21 protein-coding genes and 1 pseudogene are annotated in these 20,171 nt (G+C 58.2%); 16 read left to right on the top strand and 6 right to left on the bottom strand.

The annotated features are described in order from the left end of the window. Nucleotides 1-130: 130 nt before the first annotated feature. Together KFK14_RS19565 and KFK14_RS19560 are read right to left on the bottom strand one after the other, a co-directional pair. On the bottom strand, nt 131-1,447 hold the full coding sequence (locus KFK14_RS19565; RefSeq protein ID WP_212608863.1) for a PQQ-dependent sugar dehydrogenase: 1,317 nt from the start codon (nt 1,445-1,447) through the stop codon (nt 131-133). Next, a complete protein-coding gene (locus KFK14_RS19560) occupies nt 1,444-1,869 on the bottom strand; it encodes a DUF2231 domain-containing protein (RefSeq protein WP_212608862.1) in 426 nt (141 codons plus the stop codon). The genes KFK14_RS19565 and KFK14_RS19560 overlap by 4 nt, the downstream gene beginning before the upstream one ends. 188 nt (nt 1,870-2,057) lie before the next feature. On the opposite strand from KFK14_RS19560, the gene coxB reads away from it, so the two are divergent. The 7 genes from coxB to KFK14_RS19525 all read left to right on the top strand — a co-directional run bounded on the left by coxB (nt 2,058) and on the right by KFK14_RS19525 (nt 8,697). Continuing rightward, complete coding sequence (coxB, locus tag KFK14_RS19555) at nt 2,058-3,029, top strand: cytochrome c oxidase subunit II (RefSeq protein ID WP_212608861.1); 972 nt, start codon at nt 2,058-2,060, stop codon at nt 3,027-3,029. Beyond that, entirely contained in the window at nt 3,026-5,548 is a 2,523-nt protein-coding gene (locus KFK14_RS19550) for a cbb3-type cytochrome c oxidase subunit I (RefSeq protein WP_212608860.1), read from the top strand. Before coxB ends, KFK14_RS19550 begins: the two co-directional genes overlap by 4 nt. Next, nucleotides 5,545-5,925, top strand: a complete 381-nt coding sequence (locus KFK14_RS19545; RefSeq protein WP_212608859.1) for a hypothetical protein — start codon at nt 5,545-5,547, stop codon at nt 5,923-5,925. The genes KFK14_RS19550 and KFK14_RS19545 overlap by 4 nt, the downstream gene beginning before the upstream one ends. Further along, on the top strand, nt 5,922-6,521 hold the full coding sequence (locus KFK14_RS19540) for a cytochrome c oxidase assembly protein (protein ID WP_212608858.1): 600 nt from the start codon (nt 5,922-5,924) through the stop codon (nt 6,519-6,521). Before KFK14_RS19545 ends, KFK14_RS19540 begins: the two co-directional genes overlap by 4 nt. A 116-nt stretch (nt 6,522-6,637) precedes the next feature. Beyond that, complete coding sequence (locus tag KFK14_RS19535) at nt 6,638-7,600, top strand: c-type cytochrome (protein ID WP_343227771.1); 963 nt, start codon at nt 6,638-6,640, stop codon at nt 7,598-7,600. Between the two features lie 63 nt (nt 7,601-7,663). Beyond that, nucleotides 7,664-8,152 (top strand): sigma factor, encoded by a 489-nt coding sequence (locus KFK14_RS19530; protein ID WP_246525069.1) that lies wholly within the window; start codon nt 7,664-7,666, stop codon nt 8,150-8,152. 212 nt (nt 8,153-8,364) lie between these two features. Then, nucleotides 8,365-8,697 (top strand): pyridoxamine 5'-phosphate oxidase family protein, encoded by a 333-nt coding sequence (locus KFK14_RS19525; RefSeq protein ID WP_246524711.1) that lies wholly within the window; start codon nt 8,365-8,367, stop codon nt 8,695-8,697. A 174-nt stretch (nt 8,698-8,871) separates the two neighbouring features. On the opposite strand, the gene KFK14_RS19520 is transcribed toward KFK14_RS19525, so the two are convergent. Then, the gene (locus KFK14_RS19520; RefSeq protein ID WP_212608855.1) at nt 8,872-9,093 is read right to left on the bottom strand and encodes a hypothetical protein; all 222 of its coding nucleotides are present in this window, start codon (nt 9,091-9,093) and stop codon (nt 8,872-8,874) included. 205 nt (nt 9,094-9,298) lie between these two features. On the opposite strand from KFK14_RS19520, the gene KFK14_RS19515 reads away from it, so the two are divergent. The 4 genes from KFK14_RS19515 to KFK14_RS19500 all read left to right on the top strand — a co-directional run bounded on the left by KFK14_RS19515 (nt 9,299) and on the right by KFK14_RS19500 (nt 12,361). Further along, the gene (locus KFK14_RS19515) at nt 9,299-9,871 is read left to right on the top strand and encodes a hypothetical protein (RefSeq protein ID WP_212608854.1); all 573 of its coding nucleotides are present in this window, start codon (nt 9,299-9,301) and stop codon (nt 9,869-9,871) included. A 416-nt stretch (nt 9,872-10,287) separates the two neighbouring features. After that, nucleotides 10,288-11,004, top strand: a complete 717-nt coding sequence (locus KFK14_RS19510) for a glutathione S-transferase (RefSeq protein ID WP_212608853.1) — start codon at nt 10,288-10,290, stop codon at nt 11,002-11,004. Nucleotides 11,005-11,090: 86 nt separating this feature from the next. After that, the gene (locus tag KFK14_RS19505) at nt 11,091-11,573 is read left to right on the top strand and encodes a VOC family protein (protein WP_212608852.1); all 483 of its coding nucleotides are present in this window, start codon (nt 11,091-11,093) and stop codon (nt 11,571-11,573) included. Nucleotides 11,574-11,938: 365 nt separating this feature from the next. After that, a complete protein-coding gene (locus tag KFK14_RS19500) occupies nt 11,939-12,361 on the top strand; it encodes a VOC family protein (RefSeq protein WP_212611240.1) in 423 nt (140 codons plus the stop codon). 251 nt (nt 12,362-12,612) lie between these two features. On the opposite strand, the gene KFK14_RS19495 is transcribed toward KFK14_RS19500, so the two are convergent. The 3 genes from KFK14_RS19495 to KFK14_RS19485 form a co-directional block, all read right to left on the bottom strand. Beyond that, entirely contained in the window at nt 12,613-13,164 is a 552-nt protein-coding gene (locus tag KFK14_RS19495; RefSeq protein ID WP_212608851.1) for a M23 family metallopeptidase, read from the bottom strand. Between the two features lie 31 nt (nt 13,165-13,195). Further along, nucleotides 13,196-14,278, bottom strand: coding sequence for a L,D-transpeptidase family protein (locus KFK14_RS19490; RefSeq protein WP_212608850.1), 1,083 nt, complete (start codon nt 14,276-14,278; stop codon nt 13,196-13,198). A 72-nt stretch (nt 14,279-14,350) separates the two neighbouring features. Continuing rightward, on the bottom strand, nt 14,351-14,926 hold the full coding sequence (locus KFK14_RS19485; RefSeq protein ID WP_343227770.1) for a murein L,D-transpeptidase catalytic domain family protein: 576 nt from the start codon (nt 14,924-14,926) through the stop codon (nt 14,351-14,353). 872 nt (nt 14,927-15,798) lie between these two features. On the opposite strand from KFK14_RS19485, the gene KFK14_RS19480 reads away from it, so the two are divergent. The 5 genes and pseudogenes from KFK14_RS19480 to KFK14_RS24115 all read left to right on the top strand — a co-directional run bounded on the left by KFK14_RS19480 (nt 15,799) and on the right by KFK14_RS24115 (nt 20,138). Further along, nucleotides 15,799-16,068: a hypothetical protein gene (locus tag KFK14_RS19480; RefSeq protein WP_212608848.1), complete on the top strand. Its 270-nt coding sequence runs from the start codon at nt 15,799-15,801 to the stop codon at nt 16,066-16,068. A 285-nt stretch (nt 16,069-16,353) separates the two neighbouring features. Further along, a complete protein-coding gene (locus tag KFK14_RS19475) occupies nt 16,354-16,731 on the top strand; it encodes a hypothetical protein (RefSeq protein WP_212608847.1) in 378 nt (125 codons plus the stop codon). Nucleotides 16,732-18,567: 1,836 nt separating this feature from the next. Further along, on the top strand, nt 18,568-19,155 hold the full coding sequence (locus KFK14_RS19470) for an RNA polymerase sigma factor (protein ID WP_212608846.1): 588 nt from the start codon (nt 18,568-18,570) through the stop codon (nt 19,153-19,155). Continuing rightward, nucleotides 19,155-19,301: pseudogene (locus KFK14_RS24365) on the top strand (FecR/PupR family sigma factor regulator); the annotation flags it as partial. The gene KFK14_RS19470 and the pseudogene KFK14_RS24365, both read left to right, overlap by 1 nt. 210 nt (nt 19,302-19,511) lie before the next feature. Continuing rightward, on the top strand, nt 19,512-20,138 hold the full coding sequence (locus tag KFK14_RS24115; protein ID WP_246524710.1) for a FecR family protein: 627 nt from the start codon (nt 19,512-19,514) through the stop codon (nt 20,136-20,138). Nucleotides 20,139-20,171 lie beyond the last annotated feature (33 nt).

The raw sequence follows: 20,171 nt of genomic DNA, 5'->3' as shown, positions 1-20,171 counted from the left end.
CTGGATTCGCTTGGATGATCAGAGACCTGCGGATTGCGATATTCCCGACTGCCAGGGAATTGGCGTTTGGCACACGGTAGCCGACCATATCTAAGACTCGCGAACTTCATATCCCGGCGGAGGATAACGCCTAGGGTCTTGATTCCGGCGCAGGAGCAACGCGCCACAGTGTATTCGAGAGATCGTCTGCCACGAGGAGCGCGGATCCGACAGGGTCATAAGTGACGCCCACCGGACGGCCGCGCGCATGACCGTCCTGGAGAAATCCCGTCAAAAAATCGACGGGCTTACCCACGGGGCGTCCGCGGGAAAAAGCAACCCACACGACCTTGTATCCGGAAAGATCCTGTCGATTCCAGCTACCATGTTCTCCGACAAATGCGCCCTCCCGGAATGCCCCGCCCAGACCATCGCCACTTACGAAGCTCAGTCCCAGCGCAGCCACATGGGAGCCGAGTGCGAAGTCGGGCCGGATGGCCTTGGCGACTTGGCTAGGGTTTTGGGGAGAGACCCGCGGATCGACATTCTTGCCCCAGTAGCTGTAGGGCCAGCCATAAAATGCGCCGCCCCGCACGGAGGTCATATAGTCAGGCACAAGCTGCGGCCCAAGCTCGTCGCGTTCGTTAACGACTGCCCAGAGGGCCTTCGTCTGAGGCTGGATAGCGAGCGCCGTTGGATTGCGAATGCCGCTCGCAAATTGGCGATGCGCGCCCGTCATCCGATCGATCTCCCAGATCACGGCCCGATCTTCCTCAACCGCCATGCCGCGCTCACCTACATTGCTGTTGGAACCGATGCCTACATAAAGCTTAGTTCCGTCCGCACTTGCCGTCAGCGACTTCGTCCAGTGGTGGTTGATGCGCGAGGGTAGGGTCGTCAGTACCGCTCCAGGCGATGTGATGCGCGTCGCGCCATCGCTATAAGAAAAGCGGAGCAAGGCGTCTTGATTGGCGACATATAGGCTGCCGTCCACATAGGCGAGCCCATAAGGCGCGTTGAGTCCGGCGATGAAGGTTGTGCGCAGCTCGGCTTTGCCATCTCCATCCCGGTCGCGCAGAAGCGTGATGCGATTACCGCCTTTCTCCGGCGTTTTCCCCCAACTTTTGATGTAGCCCGCAATGACATCCTTTGGCCGCATCTTAGGAGCATCCGATCCGCCGGATCCTTCGGCCACAAGGACGTCGCCATTGGGAAGCACAAGGGCCTGACGCGGCACCTTGAGGTCTGTCGCGAAGGCGGTCACCACATATCCCCGAGGTGCGACCGGCTTCTCGCCGTTCCATGGTGCGGGCGACGCGATTTTCATCGGCGGAACAAGCGTCTGGCGCTGATCGGGGAGATCAGGTGTCTGTCCAGTCTGGTCAATGCCGGGCTCACTGCTACCGCACGCCGCGAGGGTCAGCGTGACCACAATCGTCGCCGACTTGAAAAAGGGATTGTAGGTCATGCGCCTGACTCCAAGGTGCAGCTATGCGTCATCCAGCTTGCCGCCAGCGCCAGCAAAGCGCTCAGGATGGACAAAGTGAGCCCGGTAGCGCCAACCGAACTCCATGCGTCGCGGCTGTGCTGGAATGCGTTGACCAAGCCCAAAAGCCAGGAAAGTCCCAGCAACAGGACAAATAGCCGCATGTTCGTGCGGCGCAGACAAGTGTGCAGGGCGGCGATGACAGCCCACAGGAGCGCGACCCCGCCTCCTATGAGCGCGCCGAAGATCAGCCAGGCTGAAAAGTTGGTCCACTGAATTTCTGCAGTTTGTAGATAGGCGATGTCCGTAAGCAAGCCTGTCGTAAACAAGGCGACGGGAAAAGCCGTGAAGATCGCATGGAGCGGGTGGAGGAGTGGCCTACCGGCCGGGGTTATGCTTGCCAACTGACGTCTCCGGCATGAAGGTTGTCACCCACCAATGCGCAAGCTTGCGCTTGGTTGCCGATGGGCATCCCGGCTCCGCGATCGGCGGCGATTGTTACGTTTCAGAAGCAATTGAACCGCATTGCCGCGAAGGCGTTGGTCAAGTCGGTGCCGTGTCGATTGCGCCACGCCAATGGGGTTGATGATGTATGGGCAGAGTGAAGGGATTGGCTGTGTTGCTTTTCCTGCTCTCCGGCTGCAACGAACATCAATCGACGCTTGCGCCATTTGGTGCCGAGGTGCGCGATATCCGGTCGATGTTCGTCGTCCTGGTGACCGGCGCGCTGGTCATCCTGCTGTTCGTTGCGGCGCTCTATGTTCGCGCGGTCCGTGCGCAGGAAGGGCGGCTTAGCCACGAGGCGGGCATGCGCATGGTGCTTTGGGTCGGCGCCATTGGACCTGCGCTCGTTTTGACCCTTCTTCTCCTATATGCCTTGCCTGCGATGCGGCCCCGCGGAGCCTCAGCGACGGATCTCGTCATCGCCGTCCGCGGCGAACAATTCTGGTGGCGGGTGGCTTATCATGGAAATGGCGATGGTCAGCCGCTTGTCTCTGCCAATGAAGTACGGATCCCGGTAGGGCGCACTGTCGCTTTTGAGCTGACGGCGAGTGACGTCATTCATAGTTTTTGGGTCCCGGGTCTGGCGGGAAAGATGGATATGATCCCCGGGAGAACCACTAGGCTCGTCGTCAAGGCGGAGAAGGCGGGGCGCTATCGTGGGGTCTGCGCCGAATTTTGTGGCCTCAGCCACGCGCTTATGGCCTTTGATGTCGTAGCCATGGAGTCAGCCGCATTCGACGCCTGGCACGAACGCAGCCGCAAACCTGCCGAGATTGCGGAACGCGAAGGACGGGGAGCGCAAGCCTTCGACCGGCATGGCTGCGGCGCCTGCCATGCCATCCGCGGTACCCCACATCGCGGCGTGATTGGTCCCGATCTTAGTCGTTTTGGAGAGCGCGCAAGCTTGGGCGCAGGTACATTGGCGCCAACGCGCGATGCTATTGCAGCCTTCATAAGAACGCCGCAGGATAGCAAGCCCGGCGCGCGCATGCCGGATTTTGCGCAACTGAGCACTGCGGATGCACTCGCCATCGCCGACTATCTGAAGGCGCTCAGATGAGTCTGCACGACCAAGACGATCCAGGCCTGCGCGCAGCGCAAGAGGAACGGCTCCGTGCGGTCTGGGCACCGCCCCGGGGGCTTTTCCTGCGATGGACTGACACCAATAATAATCAGGTCGGCATCTGGTACGTGCTGACCGCCTTTGGTTTCATGCTGTTTGCCGGCGTACTCGCACTCATCATGCGCGCCCAGCTGGCGGTCCCCGACAATGACCTTGTGGGTGCAGGCACTTTCAACCAACTGTTCACGCTTCACGGCTCAATGATGATGTTTCTCTTCGCCGTGCCGATGTTCGAGGCCGTGTCCATCATACTCCTGCCCCAGCTCCTCGGCGCGCGGGACCTACCATTTCCACGCCTCTCGGCGTTTGGCTACTGGTCATTCCTAATCGGCGGCGTCTTCGTGTCGGGTTCGATCTTCTTCGACGCTGCGCCGGATGGTGGCTGGTTCATGTATCCACCACTTACTACCCGCACGGACCTGTCGGGCCTGGGGGCAGACATCTGGATGCTGGGGCTTTCCTTCATTGAGGTGTCCTCGGTCGCGGCTGCCGTCGAACTGATCGTCGGCGTTCTCAAGTGCCGACCCCCCGGCATGCGGCTCAACCTCATGCCGCTCTACGCCTGGTATATCCTGGTTGTGGCGGTTATGATCCTTTTTGCCTTTCCGCCACTGATCGCGGGCGACATTCTGTTCGAGATGGAACGGCTGCTGGGCTGGCCCTTCTTTGATGCAAGCCGTGGTGGCGACCCGCTTCTGTGGCAGCACCTCTTCTGGATATTCGGACATCCGGAAGTCTATATCGTCTTTCTGCCATCGATCGCGCTGTTTGCCATGTTGGTGCCGACTTTCGCACAGCGGCATCTGCTGGGCTATCCCTGGATTGTCCTTGCCGCCGTCGGAACTGCCTTTCTTTCTTTTGGCCTTTGGGTCCACCACATGTTCACGACCGGCCTGCCGAAGATAAGTCTTGCCTTCTTCTCGGCCGCGTCGGAAGCCGTCGCGATCCCCACGGGCGTCCAGATCTTTGTTTTCATCGCGACACTGTGGGCGGGCCGGGTCACCTGGTCAACGCCACTGCTTTATGCAACCGGCAGCCTGGGCATCTTCGTCATCGGGGGGCTTACCGGCGTCATGGTCGCGATAGCCCCCTTTGATTGGCAGGCGCACGACACCTATTTTGTCGTGGCCCATCTCCATTATGTCCTGATCGGCGGCACGCTGATGCCGATCTTCGCCGGCCTCTATTATTACTGGCCGCTCGTGACGGGAAAGAAGCTCTCGGACCGCCTTGGCCGCACAGCTTTCTGGATGCTCTTTGGAGGCGCCAATCTCACCTTCTTTCCGATGCACCTTTCCGGCCTCATGGGCATGCCCCGTCGCGTCTTTACTTATCCGGAGTTTCTGGGGATCGGCGGCCTCAACCTTGTATCGAGCATGGGCGCTTATATTTTCGCCGGCGGCGTGGCTATCATCTGTTTGGATTTGTGCCGATCGCCATGGCGTTCCCGCGCGCCGCGCAATCCCTGGAACGCTGGCACGCTCGAATGGCTTGCACATCCCGAGGACGAGAATTGGGGTATCCGTTCGATCCCGCTTATCGAGAGCCGTTATCCGATCTGGGATCAGAAGGATTTTGTCGCGAAAGTCGATGAAGGGCGGTTCTTTCTGCCCGATGCCGAGGAAGGACGACGGGAAACTATCGTCACGACTGTTCTCGACGCAAGGCCTCTCGCAGTCATTCGACTAGGCACGCCCAGTGTTATTCCTATGTTGACGGCAGTTGCGCTTGGCGGCGTCTTCATTCTCACCACCTATCATCTCTATGGCTTGGCACTCGCGTCAGCCGTTTTGACGCTGGCCTTCATTCTCTGGTGGCTTTGGAGCGGCACGGCGGAAATTCCGGAGAAATGTTCCAAGCCCATAGGTCACGGCATTGAACTCCCCCTCTATCTGTCAGGCGTATCCTCGCCCGGCTGGTGGGCAATGTTCATCACGATGATGGCAGACGCTACCGCCTTTTCGGGTCTGGTTTTTGGATATTATTTTTTCTGGACGCGGCATGACGATTTTCCGCCCGTTGCGATGTCTGCGGCGCCGGGCATCTTCTGGCCGATGATCGCCATGTCACTGGGTCTGCTAAGCTGGGCGGCGACGTTAGCTGCCAGAGAATGTCACGCACGGGCGTTTGTACGCTTTGGACGGCTGCTGATTGCCTTCGGCATTTTGGTGAGCATTGCCGGCATAGGCGCGGGACTGGCTGGCCCTTGGGCATCCGGCATGGATCCAACCGCACACAGCTATCCAGCGATCGTCTGGACGCTCGTGATCTGGACGGTGGCCCATGCCGGCGTCGCTGCAATCATGCTCTCTTATGCTCTTGCGCGCAGTGTAGCTGGTCGGATGACGCCCGAGCATGACGCCGATCTGCGGAACGTGACCGTCTATATGCACTTTCTCGCCCTGACCGTTGTCATCGCCTATGGAACGATCGGTCTTTTTCCGGAGGCGGTATGAGCGAGCGACCGCCACATTGGCACGAGCGGCTTCAAGTCACGCTCTGGACATTGATTGTCCCGCCTTCCGTTTGGGCTGCACATTTCCTTTTCTCCTATCTCTGGGCGGCCATCAACTGCGCGAAAGTTGGCCGATTTGCGACATTCCCCACGCTATTTGTCGCCGGAACGGCGCTTGCCCTGGGGCTGATCATTCTTTCGGGATGGATTGCCTGGAAACAGGGACGCGTTCCCGGCGAATCACCCCCACATCAGGACGGCACAGAGAGCGACCGCCTGCGTTTTCTTTCAAAATCGACGTTGCTGCTCGCGGGGCTGAGTTTCGTCGCTGTCGGCTTCACGGCGCTTCCGGTCATCTTCCTGCGAGATTGTCTGTGAGACAAGTGGCGCTCATCTCAGGCTTCCTTCTGTTGCCAACTGCCTGGCTGATCGCGGTCAGCGGCATGGGCATGATAGGACATATGGGGGCGCATATGATCGCTGTCGCCGTCGCGGCGCCACTCATCGCCTATGGACTTGCGGGGACGCGCGCCGACCCCGCTGTACGATGGCCGTCCGTCGTCGCGCCGATGGCGATGATGCTGATCGAGTTCGCGACGGTGTGGCTGTGGCACGCCCCCGCAGCGAGAGCCGCAGCCGATGCTTCGCTCCTCGTGCGCGCGCTCGAACAACTAAGTTTCGGCCTCGCCGGCCTGTTGCTCTGGTCTTCGGTCCTGAAGGCACCTGCACGGGCGTCGGGCATCGGTGCGCTCCTCCTGACGTCCATGCATATGACATTGCTGGGTGTGCTGATCGGTCTGGCGCCGCGGACTCTCTACTCGGGCGCACATGGCGCCACTCACGGCTTGGACCCGCTGACCGACCAGCAGCTAGGCGGCGTCATAATGCTATTGGTGGGCGCGGCTGCCTATTTTCTTGGGGGACTGGCTCTTCTCGCCAGTCTCTTGAGACATCGTCCGGTGTCGGCGGCATGAGGGTCCGTATCACGCTCCGGCGCGTAATAGCTGGCCTTGCGGGCATCGGGCTTGCCGGGCTGCTATTCGCTTGGTCAGGTCTGCTTCAGGTGTCTGCGTCCTCGGGACATTGGCGTGTGACAGACTGGTTTTTGCATTTTGTCATGCGCAGCTCAGTGCGGACGCACGCCCTGTTTGAGGAAATACCGCAAAATTCGGCGGCATCTCCCGGCGACGAGGCGCTTGTCAGCGCAGCAGGCCATTATGCGCAGGCCTGTGCCGTCTGCCATGGCGCGCCAGGGGTCGCGCCGTCGCCAGTCATGCAAGCCGCCACGCCACCAGCTCCGGACCTCGCCAGGACCGCAGGGGAATGGAATGATCGCGAACTTTTCTGGATCGTCCGTCACGGCGTGAAATATACCGGGATGCCCGCCTGGCCCGCAGATCGTCCCGACGAGGTGTTGGCCATGGTGGCGTTCGTGCGCACCCTGCCGACGATGTCACCAGGCCGTTATCGTGCGCTGACAGGAGCGGTCATAACGCATAGCAATGTGCAGGCAGGCCCAGCGAACATCAGGTCTGCTTTATCCGGCTGCATCGCTTGCCACGGCTCTGACGGTTTGGGCCGAGGACAGGGCGACATTCCTATCCTTGCGGGGCAGTCATTTGCCTATCTTCGCCGCGCGTTGCTGGATTTTCAAGGTGGCAATCGACCGAGCGCCGTCATGGCCGTGGCTGTGCGAACGCTGTCGCGAGCCGACATTGACGCGTTCGCAGCTTATTTTGCGGCGCTCCCTGGATTGCGGCGGGCGCCATCAAAAACGTCTGGACTGCTTACTCATGGTGATCCGGAGCGACAATTGCCGGCGTGCATGAGCTGTCATGGTGTCGGGAAATCAGGGCCTTTGCTGGCCGGGCAAAAACCCGCCTATGTGGCGACGCGGCTGCGCCAATGGCGCAGCGACACCGCTACGGTCGATGCGTATAAATCGCAGGCGACAATGGCTGTCATCGCGCGTCGGATTCCCGATGAGGATATTGACCAGATTGCGAAAAGTCTCGTCATTGATGCGGCAGAGGCTGGTCCGGGAGGTCGGTAAGGGAACCGATACCATCGCGAAATGTTTTTGGAGATCAGTACGGCATCGGAGATGAGGATGATCATGAGTGCACCACTCACCACCGAGGCCCCGCCGCTTTCAGATCGTGCGTTTAAGGACAAGATGATTACCGTTATTCCGCAGCTGCGCGCATTTGCACGTGGCTTATGCGGCAATCGCGATACGGCCGATGATCTTGTTCAGGAAGCGATGCTCAAGGCATGGGCCGCGCGAGAGCGTTTCCTGCCTGGTACCAATTTCCGTGCCTGGACATTCACGATCCTGCGCAATCTTTATTTCAGTCAGATCCGGCGAGGAAAATTCGTCGGCGACTGGGACGATCTTGTAGCCGATCGCCTCCTTGCGGCGCCGGCATCGCAGGAAAAGACATTGGAACTGCATGATCTCATCGAACAGATGCTTGAGGAAGGGACGCTCGAGATCCCTCGTGAGTCATTTGAAGGCTCAGCTACGGCTGTGAGCGGCATTTTCGCCTTTCTCGACCAGATACAGATGAGACGGTCAGGGATGGCTCCACTCGTCATGGCCTGAGCGCCCCGCGAGAAGTTGGATTTTGCAGCGGCGCAAGCACTGAGAAGATGAATGCGTCCAATGGGAAAGTCAGAGATTTCCTTTGCGTGCCTACTATGAGCGCGTCTATTCCCGATTTTTTGGCGATGCCGCGGTCAAATGCATTGCTTCTGAATATCCGATTAGAAGAGGACTGACGCCAGACCCTCACTGTTCACGGTCTTTCCGAGAGAATGAAGGATATCGATTTCGCTTTGCTCACCACGCACACGCAAGGCGGCGCTATCGGCAATCGGCCCATGAGCAATAGCCGCGAAGTTTGCTATGACGGAGATGCTTGGTTCTTCGCGATGGAAGCGACGCTGATGATTGACGACATCGCCACCGATCCCAAGGCCAGTCTCAGCTACAGGGAAAGTCCGGGATTTTGGGCATGGAGGCCATTCTTCCTGGCGATGGAAGGCCATAGGAGCCTGATAGGGGATAAGGTAGCGCGTGCCCAACACTGCGCCAAAGGTTTGGAGCGCTGGTGGCCTGCAAGCATCGAAACACCTCGTCTTCATTAAAGAGGGTCAGTGGCGAGCGCGCCCATTATCGGGATGGAGAGGACGAAGGCGAGGGCCCAATGAGGGCGTGAGCGACAATCTCCTGACAAGTGACGGCAGGGATCGCTTTGAGCAGCCATGCTGATCCCTGTCCTGTCTTCACACGGCCGTGATCCGTCTCGACCCGTTGGCCAATCAATTTGTAGCCTCCTGGGCCGTGTTGGTGGCGGTGACATCATCGGCACCTGTCTGACTGGTCTTGAAATAGCCGGTGCCTACAGCGATGACGAGCAGCAAAATCACTAAGCTGAGGCTCACGATCAGGATATTGCGCGTGACCCGCGTACGTGAGCCGCTCCGTGCCTCGGTTTCAGAAAGATGTGTAACCGTCTTTCCGCCAGACTTTTCCCTCTGCATAAAAATCTCCTTCTCCCAGAATAACGGGCCTTTTCATTCCCGGTTCCGCTGACACAGGACGAGATATTTCGAGCAGATTGCGGGCATTCTCTGATCGGTCGGCTTACTTTAGCTGCACCGCTGGTTGGCTGAATGGGGCGCTTACGGCTGGCTGATCTTGTTCATATGTCGGGAACTCAAGCACCGATGGGTGGATTTTATGGCTATGGCGAAGCTTAAGGTTTTTCGAACGCCGATCGGCTTCCACGACGCCTATGTCGCCGCGCCAAGCCAGAAGGCAGCGCTCTCTGCATGGGGAGCCGATGCAAATCTATTCGCCCGGGGCATTGCCGAGCTGGTCACCGAGGAAAGGCTGATGCGGGCGCCGCTCGAGAAGCCTGGAGCCATCATCCGCGTGCCGCGGACAGCAGAATGCGCGGTCTCCAACCCGCAAAGTGATAAGACTTCCCGCAGAAAGCGTGTGGCCAAACCAGCATCCCCTGCGATGTGCGGTAAGGTGAATCCTTTGGCAAAAGCCGCGCCGAAAACGGCGTCGCCATCCAAATCCGGGCCGCGGCCAAGCCGGGCAAAGCTCGACAAGGCCGAGAAGGCGCTCGCGGACGCTGACATACGCTTTGCCGAGAGGGAACGGACGTTGAAAGCGCAGGAACAGGCGGCCAAGGAAGAACGCCGACAGCTTCGCGCGCGCCACGATAAAGATATGGCCACGCTTAGGCAAAAAAGAGACCGTGCGAAAGCGGACTATCGCGACAAGCTGGAAATCTGGGCCGAACATTAGCACGCATCCATGCGCATAAGTTCCGCGCGCAATGAATGCGGCTGCTGTTCACTGCTGCCGGCTCTCAGCATGGCCGAGCGGTGAAATAAGGCTCACTGCGTGGCTTTTTCAGCGGTTCAATAATGTCGCGGATGACAGCCTGATTGCGGCGGGTGCCTATCGTCGACTTCTGCACGAATAGGTCGACCGGTCTCCCGCAGGCGGGTTAGGAAATGAAGGGATCGCTCGGATTGCGACGACGTTGGATTGTTCAGCCAATCAAGCCGCGCGAATGCCATCTATCCTCGTGCCTCTCTTTGACGCGCGGTCAAGCCGAGCCGCGCTCGCTTCGCCAGGAACGCGGGCACCTGAGAATGCGTTCGACAGGCAACAGCCTGGCTCGGTTCGCCGTGTCATATCGAAATAAGGGATAGCGGATGGCCGATTATGAACTCTATTACTGGCCGGTACCCTTCCGTGGGCAGTTTGTTCGCGCCATATTGGCTTATGCCGACAAAAGCTGGGATGAACATGATAGTGACGCCATCGCCGCTATAATGGAAAGAGCGCCAGCCGTCCAACCCATCGGCTTCATGGGCCCTCCCATAATCATCGAAAAAGCTTCAGCGTTTGCCGTGTCGCAAATGCCCGCAATCGCCCTCTATCTGGGCGATGCATTCGACCTCCTCCCTCCCGATCCCCGCAACCGCGCATTGACCAGCAAGATCGTCAATGACGCCAATGACGTCATTGACGAGCTGACGCTGGATGGCGGACGGGAAATGTGGACGGACAAAAAATGGACCGCATTTCTGCCGCGCCTGGAGAAATGGATGGCGATCTGGGAGTCTTTGGCTGCATGGAACTGCGGGGGGAGCGGTGAGGGCGGATATCTCCTCGGAATGCGAAAGGCCGGTGTCGCAGACATCGTGACCGCGACCCTATGGTCGACGATGGGATATCATTTTCCCGCGATAGAGATGATGCTGGCGGAAAAGGCGCCGCTGACCCATGGTCTGGTCCGTCGCATGCAGGCAGCTCCTTCCCTTGCCAAACTGCAAGCGGACACGATCGCGCGCTATGGCGACGTTTATTGCGGGGGAGACATCGAGAAGTCGCTCCGCATGGTTCTAAGGGGAAGGCCCGAGCGGTGAAATGCTCGTCGCGAACGCGCAAATCAGCCGTCAGACGATCTAAATTCGATTATCCAGATGGAGAGGCGCTTTAAAAGGAGAAGGACATGGGCTCGAAAATGCGGACGGTATTGTGGTTCGATCATGGCGAGGCGCGCAAGGCAGCCGAATTCTATGTGAGCTTGTTTCCAGATAGCGAAGTCGGCGCAATTATGAAGGCACCCGGCGACTACCCATCAGGCCATAGCGGCGACGAATTGACCGTCGATTTCACCCTACTGGGCATGCCGTTTCAGGGACTGGCCGGCGGTTCGCAGTTCAAGCCTAACGAGGCAGTCTCCTTCATGATCGAAACCGAGGATCAGGTGGAAACCGATCGCTACTGGAATGCGATCGTCGATAATGGCGGCGCGGAGAGCGCCTGCGGATGGTGCAAAGATCGCTGGGGCTTCTCTTGGCAGATCACGCCGCGGATTCTCAATGAAGGCATAAATGATCCCGATCCTGCGACCGCCAAGCGCGTCTTCGACGCCATGATGACTATTCAGAAGATCGATATCGCCCAGATAGAAGCCGCCCGAAAAGGGTAACACCGTCTCGCCAGGGACGGGGCGATGCTGATTATGCTTCAGGTCGGAGCCCGGAAATGGGGACAGTTGGCCGGGCTCCGCTATCTCAGAACGGCCTGTCGGCAATGATATTTATTGGACTTTGGTCGACAGATTCTGTGGGACCGGTTCAGTCGTGATAGGGGAGATCGTTCTTGGGCAAAGACGAGAATTGCCAATTTCCGATTGCGGCAATGCGCCCAGATAGCCGCATCTGCGGCGTCGAAAAAGGCAGATGGGTGTTAGTCCCATAATCGCGAAAGCGAGACTGCCCTTCGTCACGGGGCTGAGTCCGACGGCCTGTAACGCTCGGCCATCACGTTCGAGCCATTAAAGGATGCGTGAACATGCAACAGCAAATCTCTGTTATCACCTTGGGGATCGACGATCTCGCACGATCGAAGCGCTTTTATTCAGAGGGATTTGGGTGGGCTCCTGTGTTCGAGAATGCGGAAATCGCATTCTATCAGATGAACGGCTTTGTGCTGGGGACGTGGCTTCGTCCGGAGCTGGAAAAGGACATGATGCAAAACAGTCTCATGCGGCCAGGCGCTTTTTCTCTGGCTCATAATGTTGGCGCGCGGGAGGATGTATTCGCTGTCATGTCTGCCTTGGAAAGCGCCGGCGGCAGGGTCCTGCGTCCGGCCGATGCGCCCGATCATGGTGGTTTTCGCGGCTATGTCGCCGATCCTGACAACAATGCCTGGGAAATCGCATGGAACCCGGCCTGGTCGATCGATGCGCGGGGGCTCGTCACTTTTGGCCTCTAGCGGAATGTGCACAAAGCGGTCGCGCAGGCGAGGCTGCTCCGCCATCCTGCAGGCTCGAACACCGGCTGCTTGTGGGACAGATGACAGAATGAGCCCCGACGTCGCGGGTCTGTTCGGTTCACTTCGAGGATGAAGCGCCTCGACGCGCGCGCGAGGCTTCAGGCTGAGCCGCAGGCCATCGCTGGGTAGCTCGGACTGGCGAATGTTTTTCGGCCGGAAAAGCACTGCCGCTGTTTTGGCCAAGAACCGGCCTATCGTATAAGCAACGGGTAGGGATTGACCGGCTCTCCCTCAAACCATCGCTGCCGTGGAAGCATGCGATTGACGGCGAAGTGCAGATGCGGAGCGCTTGCGAGCGCATTGCCCGTCGCGCCGACCGTGCCGATGGGATCGCCGGAATGGATGCGCTGCCCTTCTTTCAGCGCCGGATCATAGCGATCCAGATGGGCATAGTAATAGGTCCACCGCCGGTCCGGCGAGCGCACATAAACAGTGTTTCCGCCCTTGGCGCTGACAAACAGCTTCTCGACGACTCCGTCGGCGGCTGCCACGACCGGCGTACCGCGCGCCGCCATGATGTCGATCGCATCGTGAACCCGCTGTCCCACTTCGCGGCTCTGGCCAAACGTGTCGACCAACTGCGCGCGTTGAACGCCAGCGACCGGGATATGGAGGTTGGAAACAGAGTCTGCATGTTGTTCGCGGCTGCCGTCCGCAATCGTAGAGGGTACTTCGGGCGCGTCGGCTGGAACGATCACCACGCAATAGCGTAGCATCAATACCCCGATCCCCAAGAGCAGCATGAGGAGGATCCAGCGACGCGCGCTCAATGGCTCATTTCTGGAACACCGCCGGCGTTCCGACCTTCACCATTTGCGCGAGGCGGGCTGCATCCCAATTGGTGAGGCGCACGCAGCCATGGCTTTCCGCCCTGCCGATGGTCTGCGGCTCACTGGTGCCATGGATGCCGTAATGCGGTTTCGAGAGGTCGATCCATGCGACACCCACTGGTCCATTTGGACCGGGTTTTAGCATGACATCGTCCTTTGCGTTGCTGACATCCCAGAAGAGTTTGGGATTATAATGAAAGTCGGGATTGCGGCTGACGCCCTGGATCTTCCATGTTCCGATCGGCAGAGGGTCGTGGCTGCTCCCCATGGTTGCGGGAAACTGGGCGATGAGTTTTCCCGTTTCGTCGAAGGCGCGCAGCACGCCATCCGATTTGTCGACGATCACTTTGGCCGCCTGCGGCTGGTCGGGAGCAACAGCCAATAATTGCAATGTGCGGTTCCATCCGCGCTCATCCTTGCCGAGTGTCTTGGGATCGACATCGCGTACATTGGGCACGGTAATCACCGTACCCGCGGCGAAGGTCACATTCGGGTTCAGTTTGGCAAGCAATTCGGGCGTTGTATGGAAGCGTTCGGCGAGCGCTTCGGTGAGATCGCGATATCCGAGAAATGCGAGCTTCGCCTGCTGCTCGGCATCGCCCGGAAAATTCGGGATGAACGGGCCTTTGGCGAATGCCGCAGGTATCGCCGTTCTGCGCAGTGCGGGAATATCGCGCCAGCGCTCGAGCGCTTTCTTTGTTGCATCGTCGAGCGCTCCGGTTTCTGGCAGCCCCAGGGCCTGCTGGAAGCCGCGAAGCGCAAGCTTGAGCGACTGCCCGTCCTGTCCATCGATGACGCCTGGCGAGAAGCGCAACTGGTCGAGCACCAACTGAACTTTGAGGAGCGGCATGTCCGCCGGTGTGGCTGCCGGCTGGGCGTCGGCAAAACTCAATGACTGATAGTTGTTGGCGGGGGCTGCCTTGGCTTCCTTGCCTTTGGCTTGATTGGTCGCCGCTTCGTCCGAGACAATATGGCAGCCGGCGAGCAGCACGACGCCGGCGAGGAAGGGATAGAATTTCAAAGACATGCTCCTCTCGACTTATCCGACAGGAAACGTGCTTAAAGCCAAAAGGCTGCGAGAAGGGTGAGGGCGGGTCGATCAGGCCTTAGCGGCAAAGAGGAGACGGCCCTTACCGAGATGATCGAAGAGCGGGGTTAGATCCTTTTCTCCAACCGCGAAGCATCCCTGACTGCGCCCGAGCTTACCGTGGGTCGCGATCATATCCGCGTTTGCATACCAGGCGCCATGAATGACGATGGCCCGGTCAAAGGCATTGCTATTGGTCGGATCAAGGCCGACCAGCCGCTGCGACGGCCCATGTTTCCCAACATAATAGTCGGATGTCGCGAAAGCACCGCGCGAAGATGCGTTGGAATCAAACGCATTGGAGAAGCGCTTGAGCCATCCGGTATGATCAGGGTCCGAACCGCTGCCATGCGCGACAAGCAGGTTTAGGACGCGGCCGTCGCTCAGATTAACGATGTGGAGCCGAGATTTGCTGGATGCGAGGCTGAAATCTGCGATCGCGATCCGGTCATGCCTTTTGATCGCAGCGCCATGTTGGTCCAGCGCGGTCATAGCTGCCGCAAACAATTCCGGCCGAACCCCGGCGGCGGCCTTGATCTTCGCTGAGCCCAACGTCGCGCGCAGGCGCGGCTTCACTCGCTGCGACATGGCAGGGAGCGAGGATGGAACCATTAAGGTTGCGGCTGTCGCGACCCCGAAGCCGATCAGGCTTCGACGGCTGACAGAGGCGATCGCGCTATCGCGATCATCAGCTTTCTCTTGCACGTGCAGGGCTTTAGCAGATTATTCTAGACAGAGCATGAACAAATTTCTGGGCATCGCGATGGCTGCGCTTTTCGGCTACGCAGCAGTTATTGCCTGCCCATGGTGCGGGTCAGCGCGCAGGCTCAGAACGTCTTGGTCTCATGTCCTCCGGTGACTGCTGCATCCGCTATTTACCCCGTTGGCTGGGTGCGCAAGAAGGTCAAAGCTCTCAGCGATGCTCTGAATTTCCATGACAAAAGTCACAACCGATTTGCATCCGGTCCTTAATCTAGTTGTATCAGCCAAACTTTGACTCAATTACTTTTGAAAGTCATGATCCTGCCCATCGACTCGATACGCACGAGCAAAGAGTCGACCGACAGTAAATGGAAAGCTGCCGCTTGATGAGGGAGCTTCGTCATGACTTCCAATGATCGCGAATATTATTCCAAGCGCCGCGCACAATGTTTGGCTCGCGCAGAAAATTGTGTCGATCCTTATATCGCGAAAATCCACCGGGCATTGGCAGACCATTATGCGACTGTTTTGAAGACCGGAAGCAATAGCGCCCGCGACCCTCGAAGTGTCCATTGATGGGCGACGTTGGCGCGATCGAAATAGGGATCGCCGCAGCGGTGGTTGGCTCGGCTTACCCCGTGGCATGGCTTGGTACCAAGCTGCGGCAACTCCGGGCGGCGCTTCGTTTTGAGGATCAGAGCACGAACTAAACCCAGCGGCGTCGGCAGTCATGCATATATTCGATGATGGAGGGTATTATGACGATACCTTGGCGCGCGGCCGCCGCGTTGCAGTGGCGAATGGATCCACATGTTTATTTTGGTTCGCTGGATCAGTGCTGCGTGAAACTTGAAGCTGTCGGTAATCAAGAGCGCGATGGCGCCCGGATTATGTGCAATTCCGCCATTAAGATTGATGGGGAGAGCTGGGCCTCTCACAATGTGTCGGGACCGAGGTTGCAGTTGCTCATAGACAGGCATCAGCGCCGCCTGCAACTGATCGAGATGGGAAAGGCCGTCGACCAGTGATAGAGGACATCGGCTTTCTCAAGGCGATCGTTCGCGAGATCGTGAACGCAGCCCTGTCGCCTTTTGCCCGGCTGCGCCGTCGTTTCACCAGGAGCATGGGCTAGTTGGCCAGCGATCAAAAAGGCCCCGCATCATTCAAAGCCGCGGGGCAGGGGGCGGGCTGCGTGAAGCCCATAGAAATAGCGCCACGGACAGCGATTGGCTCTTTTCGAGGTTCATATAGCCAGCCGGTTCAAATCCTCTCCCGGTGTGTTAAGGTGGGTCAGGGACAAGGGGCGGCAGAATATGATCAGCCGAGACTATAGCGATGAAGACGGGATCATACTGGTAACTGCCACTGGCGCATGGAACGAGCATGACGTCGATCAACATTATGAGGCGTTACGACTGGAGATAGCCGCTCGCCGCGAAACAGGCCTTCCCATTTTGCTGCTGTCCGATGTGACGCAGGCTAAGCGGCAGGCGCCTGCGGTCGAGCGACGAACGATGTGGCAAATTGAACAGACGTTCGCACCCGGAGATCGTTTAGCTGTGCTTGTTACCGACGCAGACGACAAGGCGCATGTCCGTGGATTGTTGGGAAAGGCGGACATGGCCGCTTTCAGCTCAAAAATCGCCGCGCAGATGTGGCTGCTCTATGAAGGGTTGGAAGCGCCACGCTGAATTGCGATGCTGGGCGTTCCGATGATGGCTATCAGGCCGAATTACGCTATTGTGAAGTTGGCTTGCAATTCGGGCGGGAGTTTGTTCGCTATTTCAGAGACAGCACCGATCCGTTAGGGCAGTTCCCCATCATCATTTGCAGGCCCGCTTCGGCTTCGATGAGTCGATAGGCATGCTTGGGTAATCGGAGGATTGCGGCATCCAACGGTCCGTCACCTTCACGGATTGCCTTGGACCATAGTCTGCGGGGAACGCGCAATTCGATGGGTACGCATCCCGCAACCGCCGAAAATGCCACCTCGCAATCGGTGGCGGCTTGGCCGCGGAAGCGTTGGATGGTTACTATATTGTTAGCCATATGCGCACTACGCGCGAGCGGCGAAATCGTTCATATGCCCAAATAGCCCGGATCTGTGAGAAGCGGGCCAAGTGGCGGGAATGCGCGGATTTGACTGAGCCTATACAGCGTTGCTGCGCGAGGATTGACACCAAACCGGCTTATTTTTCACTATCGCAGTCGCGGCCACCCTTATCTTTTGGTTGGGGGCCACAACGCCGGATCCGCGGCGGCTCCGATTTCGCAGTTAAATGGCCGTTAGGCTGAGCATATGTTGGAATTACCAGCCGAATTGAAGGTGATTGCAGTCTTTGCAATCTGCAGGCGGCCTTAAAGCGATATTATTGGCCAAGGGGGTATCGCGGAGATATCTATGCATGAAGACAAGCTGAAACAGTGGCGCTACATCCAAGCACTGGAGCATATCCGCCGCCGAATGGCTCAGGAAAGGACTGAAAAAGTCGATGCTGCCCGGGACTATGGATTCGCTGGGTCAAGTGCAGCGACCGGAACTACCCTTCCAACGAGGTCATCTAGGCTCGATGCTCGCTGAAGACTTTGCCCTGAGTGCTTTGGCTATGTAAACTCGGACTGATTTATAGTGTATTTTCGCGACTTTTATCGTCGCGGCGCCTTTTACCAATCTCACCTGCTCCCGTGCGCGAATAGAAAAGTAACGAAAATCGTCAATATTCATATCGGCATTCTCGTTGAATTGCGGCCGAAATTCGCCACCGGCTTAGACCGGTCACATTCGTATATCTCCCCGTTCTCGCTGGCGATTATCTAACTGGAGGTGACCTCTCTAGATATTCTATCAGAGTACGGTAATTTGCTATGTGCCGTGCATCTCCAAAGCTATGGAGTGCTCAGCGGGAATATCCAACTGCCAACGGACTCAATGGATATGAGTGAGCGGGGATGAAGCAAGGATGCTTTATCCTGTTGCATGGATGTGCGGTCTCATGCAGTCAAAAAAACGCGACGAATATTGCGCAAAAGAGCTGCGCTGCCTGTTTACCGCATCGGTAGTTGCATGCGACGTCAATGCCACGCTGCCGTGCTGATCGAAACTGTATAGCGCATTATTCAAAATTTTCCCGGTTTTCAGAAATACTCGCTCAACATCGACGTTAGAACTCGACTTCTCTCATTTTGGCAAAAGGCACATAATTGGCCCGAAATGGTTGTAATACTGCCACTATCTTATGGTCTTGCTATTTCTTTTATCCCTATTACTTTGGCTGGGCGTCGCAGCTTTGCGGCGTCGAGGGTTGAGCACCTCGTTTGAGAAAATTGGATCCGACAGATAGTGGCCGGGTGGCCGATGCGCATGTCCAGGCTGCTTGCAGCTAAAGGCATTGGCCATGTTCTCAAGCATGCTCAACACCCGGCTTGGGCCGGAAGCCTCGATATTTTGGCGAGGCAGGCATGTTCGATCCAATATTCAATTTTTGCACCTACCCATATGCCGATCAGCGATCGCACCGAGGCGTCGGATGCGCCTGAATTTCGGAGATTTGGGCAGTTATTCGCCAGAGCCGCTAGCCGAGGATAGCCCTCTGCCACCGGAAGACCGGGTAGTGCTGGGTTCTTTGGCTACCTTGGAAGGCCTCTATCATGAAAAGGGGCCGAAGCTCCGCCGCTTTTTCGGGCGCCGGGTCGATCGTCAGGATACAAATGATCTTGTCCAGGAAAGCTTCGCGAGGATGGCGTCTGCGATCCGCAGGTCGAGCGCCATCATCGACGATCCGGAGGCCTATCTCCAGCAAATCGCAACAAATATCCTGCGCGATCGCGCTAACTCGGCTCTGCAGCGGTCGCTTTCATTGCATGTGCCGATTGATGAGACGGAAGTTGCCGCTCCCGACCCTATCGCTGCGCTTGAAGCGCGCGATACGCTTAACCGCCTGCAATCCGCGCTATTGCGGCTCAAGCCAAAGACGCGCGAGGTGTTTCTTGCGCACAGGGTTGACGGCCAAAGCTATCGGGATATCGCGGATCGGCAAGGTTTGAGCATGAAGGGGGTCGAGTGGCATATGCGCAAGGCGATCGGCCATCTCGACCGCGTCTTGAGGTCGCGCTAATGTCCGACCCACAAGGGTCTCCCCGCACTGATGCGATGATACGGGAGGAGGCTGTAGCATGGCTGGCGCTGTTGCGAACAAGCCCCGCTGCGCAGGAACAGGAGAAATTTACGCGCTGGTATACGGCCGATAGCCGGCACGCGGATATCTATGACGCGCTTTTGGACGGATGGGACGTCATGGCGCGGATGAAGCGCCCTGAAATCAATCGATCCGAAGCTTATGTCGGAGGCAATCTATCCGGGAGAGGGGGGAGCAAACTGCTGGCCCTCGCGGCGACTATTTGTCTGCTTTTGGCAGCGTTTGGATTCTATCGTGCCGGTCTCCTTGGGTTGGGATCTCCGCGACCTGCGGAAATGGCAAGCCAGGTTGGAGAAATCCGGACCTTCACACTGCCCGATGGTTCGAAGATCATTTTGGATACGAACAGCCTTGTCGCCATCCAATATAGCGGATCGGCGCGGCGTCTTATCCTTGAGCGGGGCCGGGCGCGGTTCGACGTCGCGCATGATGCCGACCGGCCGTTCATCGTCGGCACCCGCGCTGGCGAGGTCATTGCCCATGGCACGGTTTTCGATGTGACGGTTGAGGGCCAGCGCACCTCGGTTGCGCTCCTGCGGGGTTCTATCGAAGTGCGGCATATCGGACGAGAGGGGAAGGGCCGATTCCTCAAGCCTGGTCAATGGACCGCTATCGCGCCTTCGGAGCCGGCGACGCCGCCATTGTCATCCTCCGGAGAAGAAAGCCGCTGGCCGTCGGGCATGCTATCCTATGAGAATGCAAGGCTTTCCGACGTGATCGCAGACGCCAATCGATATGCGCTTCATCCCATCCGGCTTGTCGATGCCTCGACCGGCGCGCTGCGCTTCACCGGCACGTTTAAGGCGCAGGATACGGCGCGACTGGCGCGCCTCGTGGCGGAAAGCTTGTCCCTCACCCTGACACAGGATCCAGACGGGGGATTTGTCCTCGGCATGCGCTGAGCGAAAGATGAGAAAAAAGCGCCAGGGTAAATC

Origin of the sequence: Sphingobium phenoxybenzoativorans (assembly GCF_018286635.1) — a bacterium.
In the GTDB taxonomy this organism is placed as follows: domain Bacteria; phylum Pseudomonadota; class Alphaproteobacteria; order Sphingomonadales; family Sphingomonadaceae; genus Sphingobium; species Sphingobium phenoxybenzoativorans.
The sequence above is the reverse complement of the archived record's forward strand: the minus strand, read 5'-3'. Positions and strand labels throughout refer to the sequence as shown.

Excerpts from the sequence above, each read along its gene's own strand:
- KFK14_RS19565 (WP_212608863.1), bottom strand. The coding sequence starts at position 1,447 with ATGACCTACAATCCCTTTTTCAAGTCGGCGACGATTGTGGTCACGCTG.
- coxB (WP_212608861.1), top strand. The coding sequence starts at position 2,058 with ATGGGCAGAGTGAAGGGATTGGCTGTGTTGCTTTTCCTGCTCTCCGGC.
- KFK14_RS19550 (WP_212608860.1), top strand. The coding sequence starts at position 3,026 with ATGAGTCTGCACGACCAAGACGATCCAGGCCTGCGCGCAGCGCAAGAG.
- KFK14_RS19545 (WP_212608859.1), top strand. The coding sequence starts at position 5,545 with ATGAGCGAGCGACCGCCACATTGGCACGAGCGGCTTCAAGTCACGCTC.
- KFK14_RS19530 (WP_246525069.1), top strand. The coding sequence starts at position 7,664 with ATGAGTGCACCACTCACCACCGAGGCCCCGCCGCTTTCAGATCGTGCG.
- KFK14_RS19525 (WP_246524711.1), top strand. The coding sequence starts at position 8,365 with ATGAAGGATATCGATTTCGCTTTGCTCACCACGCACACGCAAGGCGGC.
- KFK14_RS19520 (WP_212608855.1), bottom strand. The coding sequence starts at position 9,093 with ATGCAGAGGGAAAAGTCTGGCGGAAAGACGGTTACACATCTTTCTGAA.
- KFK14_RS19515 (WP_212608854.1), top strand. The coding sequence starts at position 9,299 with ATGGCGAAGCTTAAGGTTTTTCGAACGCCGATCGGCTTCCACGACGCC.
- KFK14_RS19510 (WP_212608853.1), top strand. The coding sequence starts at position 10,288 with ATGGCCGATTATGAACTCTATTACTGGCCGGTACCCTTCCGTGGGCAG.
- KFK14_RS19505 (WP_212608852.1), top strand. The coding sequence starts at position 11,091 with ATGGGCTCGAAAATGCGGACGGTATTGTGGTTCGATCATGGCGAGGCG.
- KFK14_RS19500 (WP_212611240.1), top strand. The coding sequence starts at position 11,939 with ATGCAACAGCAAATCTCTGTTATCACCTTGGGGATCGACGATCTCGCA.
- KFK14_RS19495 (WP_212608851.1), bottom strand. The coding sequence starts at position 13,164 with ATGCTGCTCTTGGGGATCGGGGTATTGATGCTACGCTATTGCGTGGTG.
- KFK14_RS19490 (WP_212608850.1), bottom strand. The coding sequence starts at position 14,278 with ATGTCTTTGAAATTCTATCCCTTCCTCGCCGGCGTCGTGCTGCTCGCC.
- KFK14_RS19485 (WP_343227770.1), bottom strand. The coding sequence starts at position 14,926 with ATGTCGCAGCGAGTGAAGCCGCGCCTGCGCGCGACGTTGGGCTCAGCG.
- KFK14_RS19480 (WP_212608848.1), top strand. The coding sequence starts at position 15,799 with ATGACGATACCTTGGCGCGCGGCCGCCGCGTTGCAGTGGCGAATGGAT.
- KFK14_RS19475 (WP_212608847.1), top strand. The coding sequence starts at position 16,354 with ATGATCAGCCGAGACTATAGCGATGAAGACGGGATCATACTGGTAACT.
- KFK14_RS19470 (WP_212608846.1), top strand. The coding sequence starts at position 18,568 with ATGCGCCTGAATTTCGGAGATTTGGGCAGTTATTCGCCAGAGCCGCTA.
- KFK14_RS24115 (WP_246524710.1), top strand. The coding sequence starts at position 19,512 with ATGGCAAGCCAGGTTGGAGAAATCCGGACCTTCACACTGCCCGATGGT.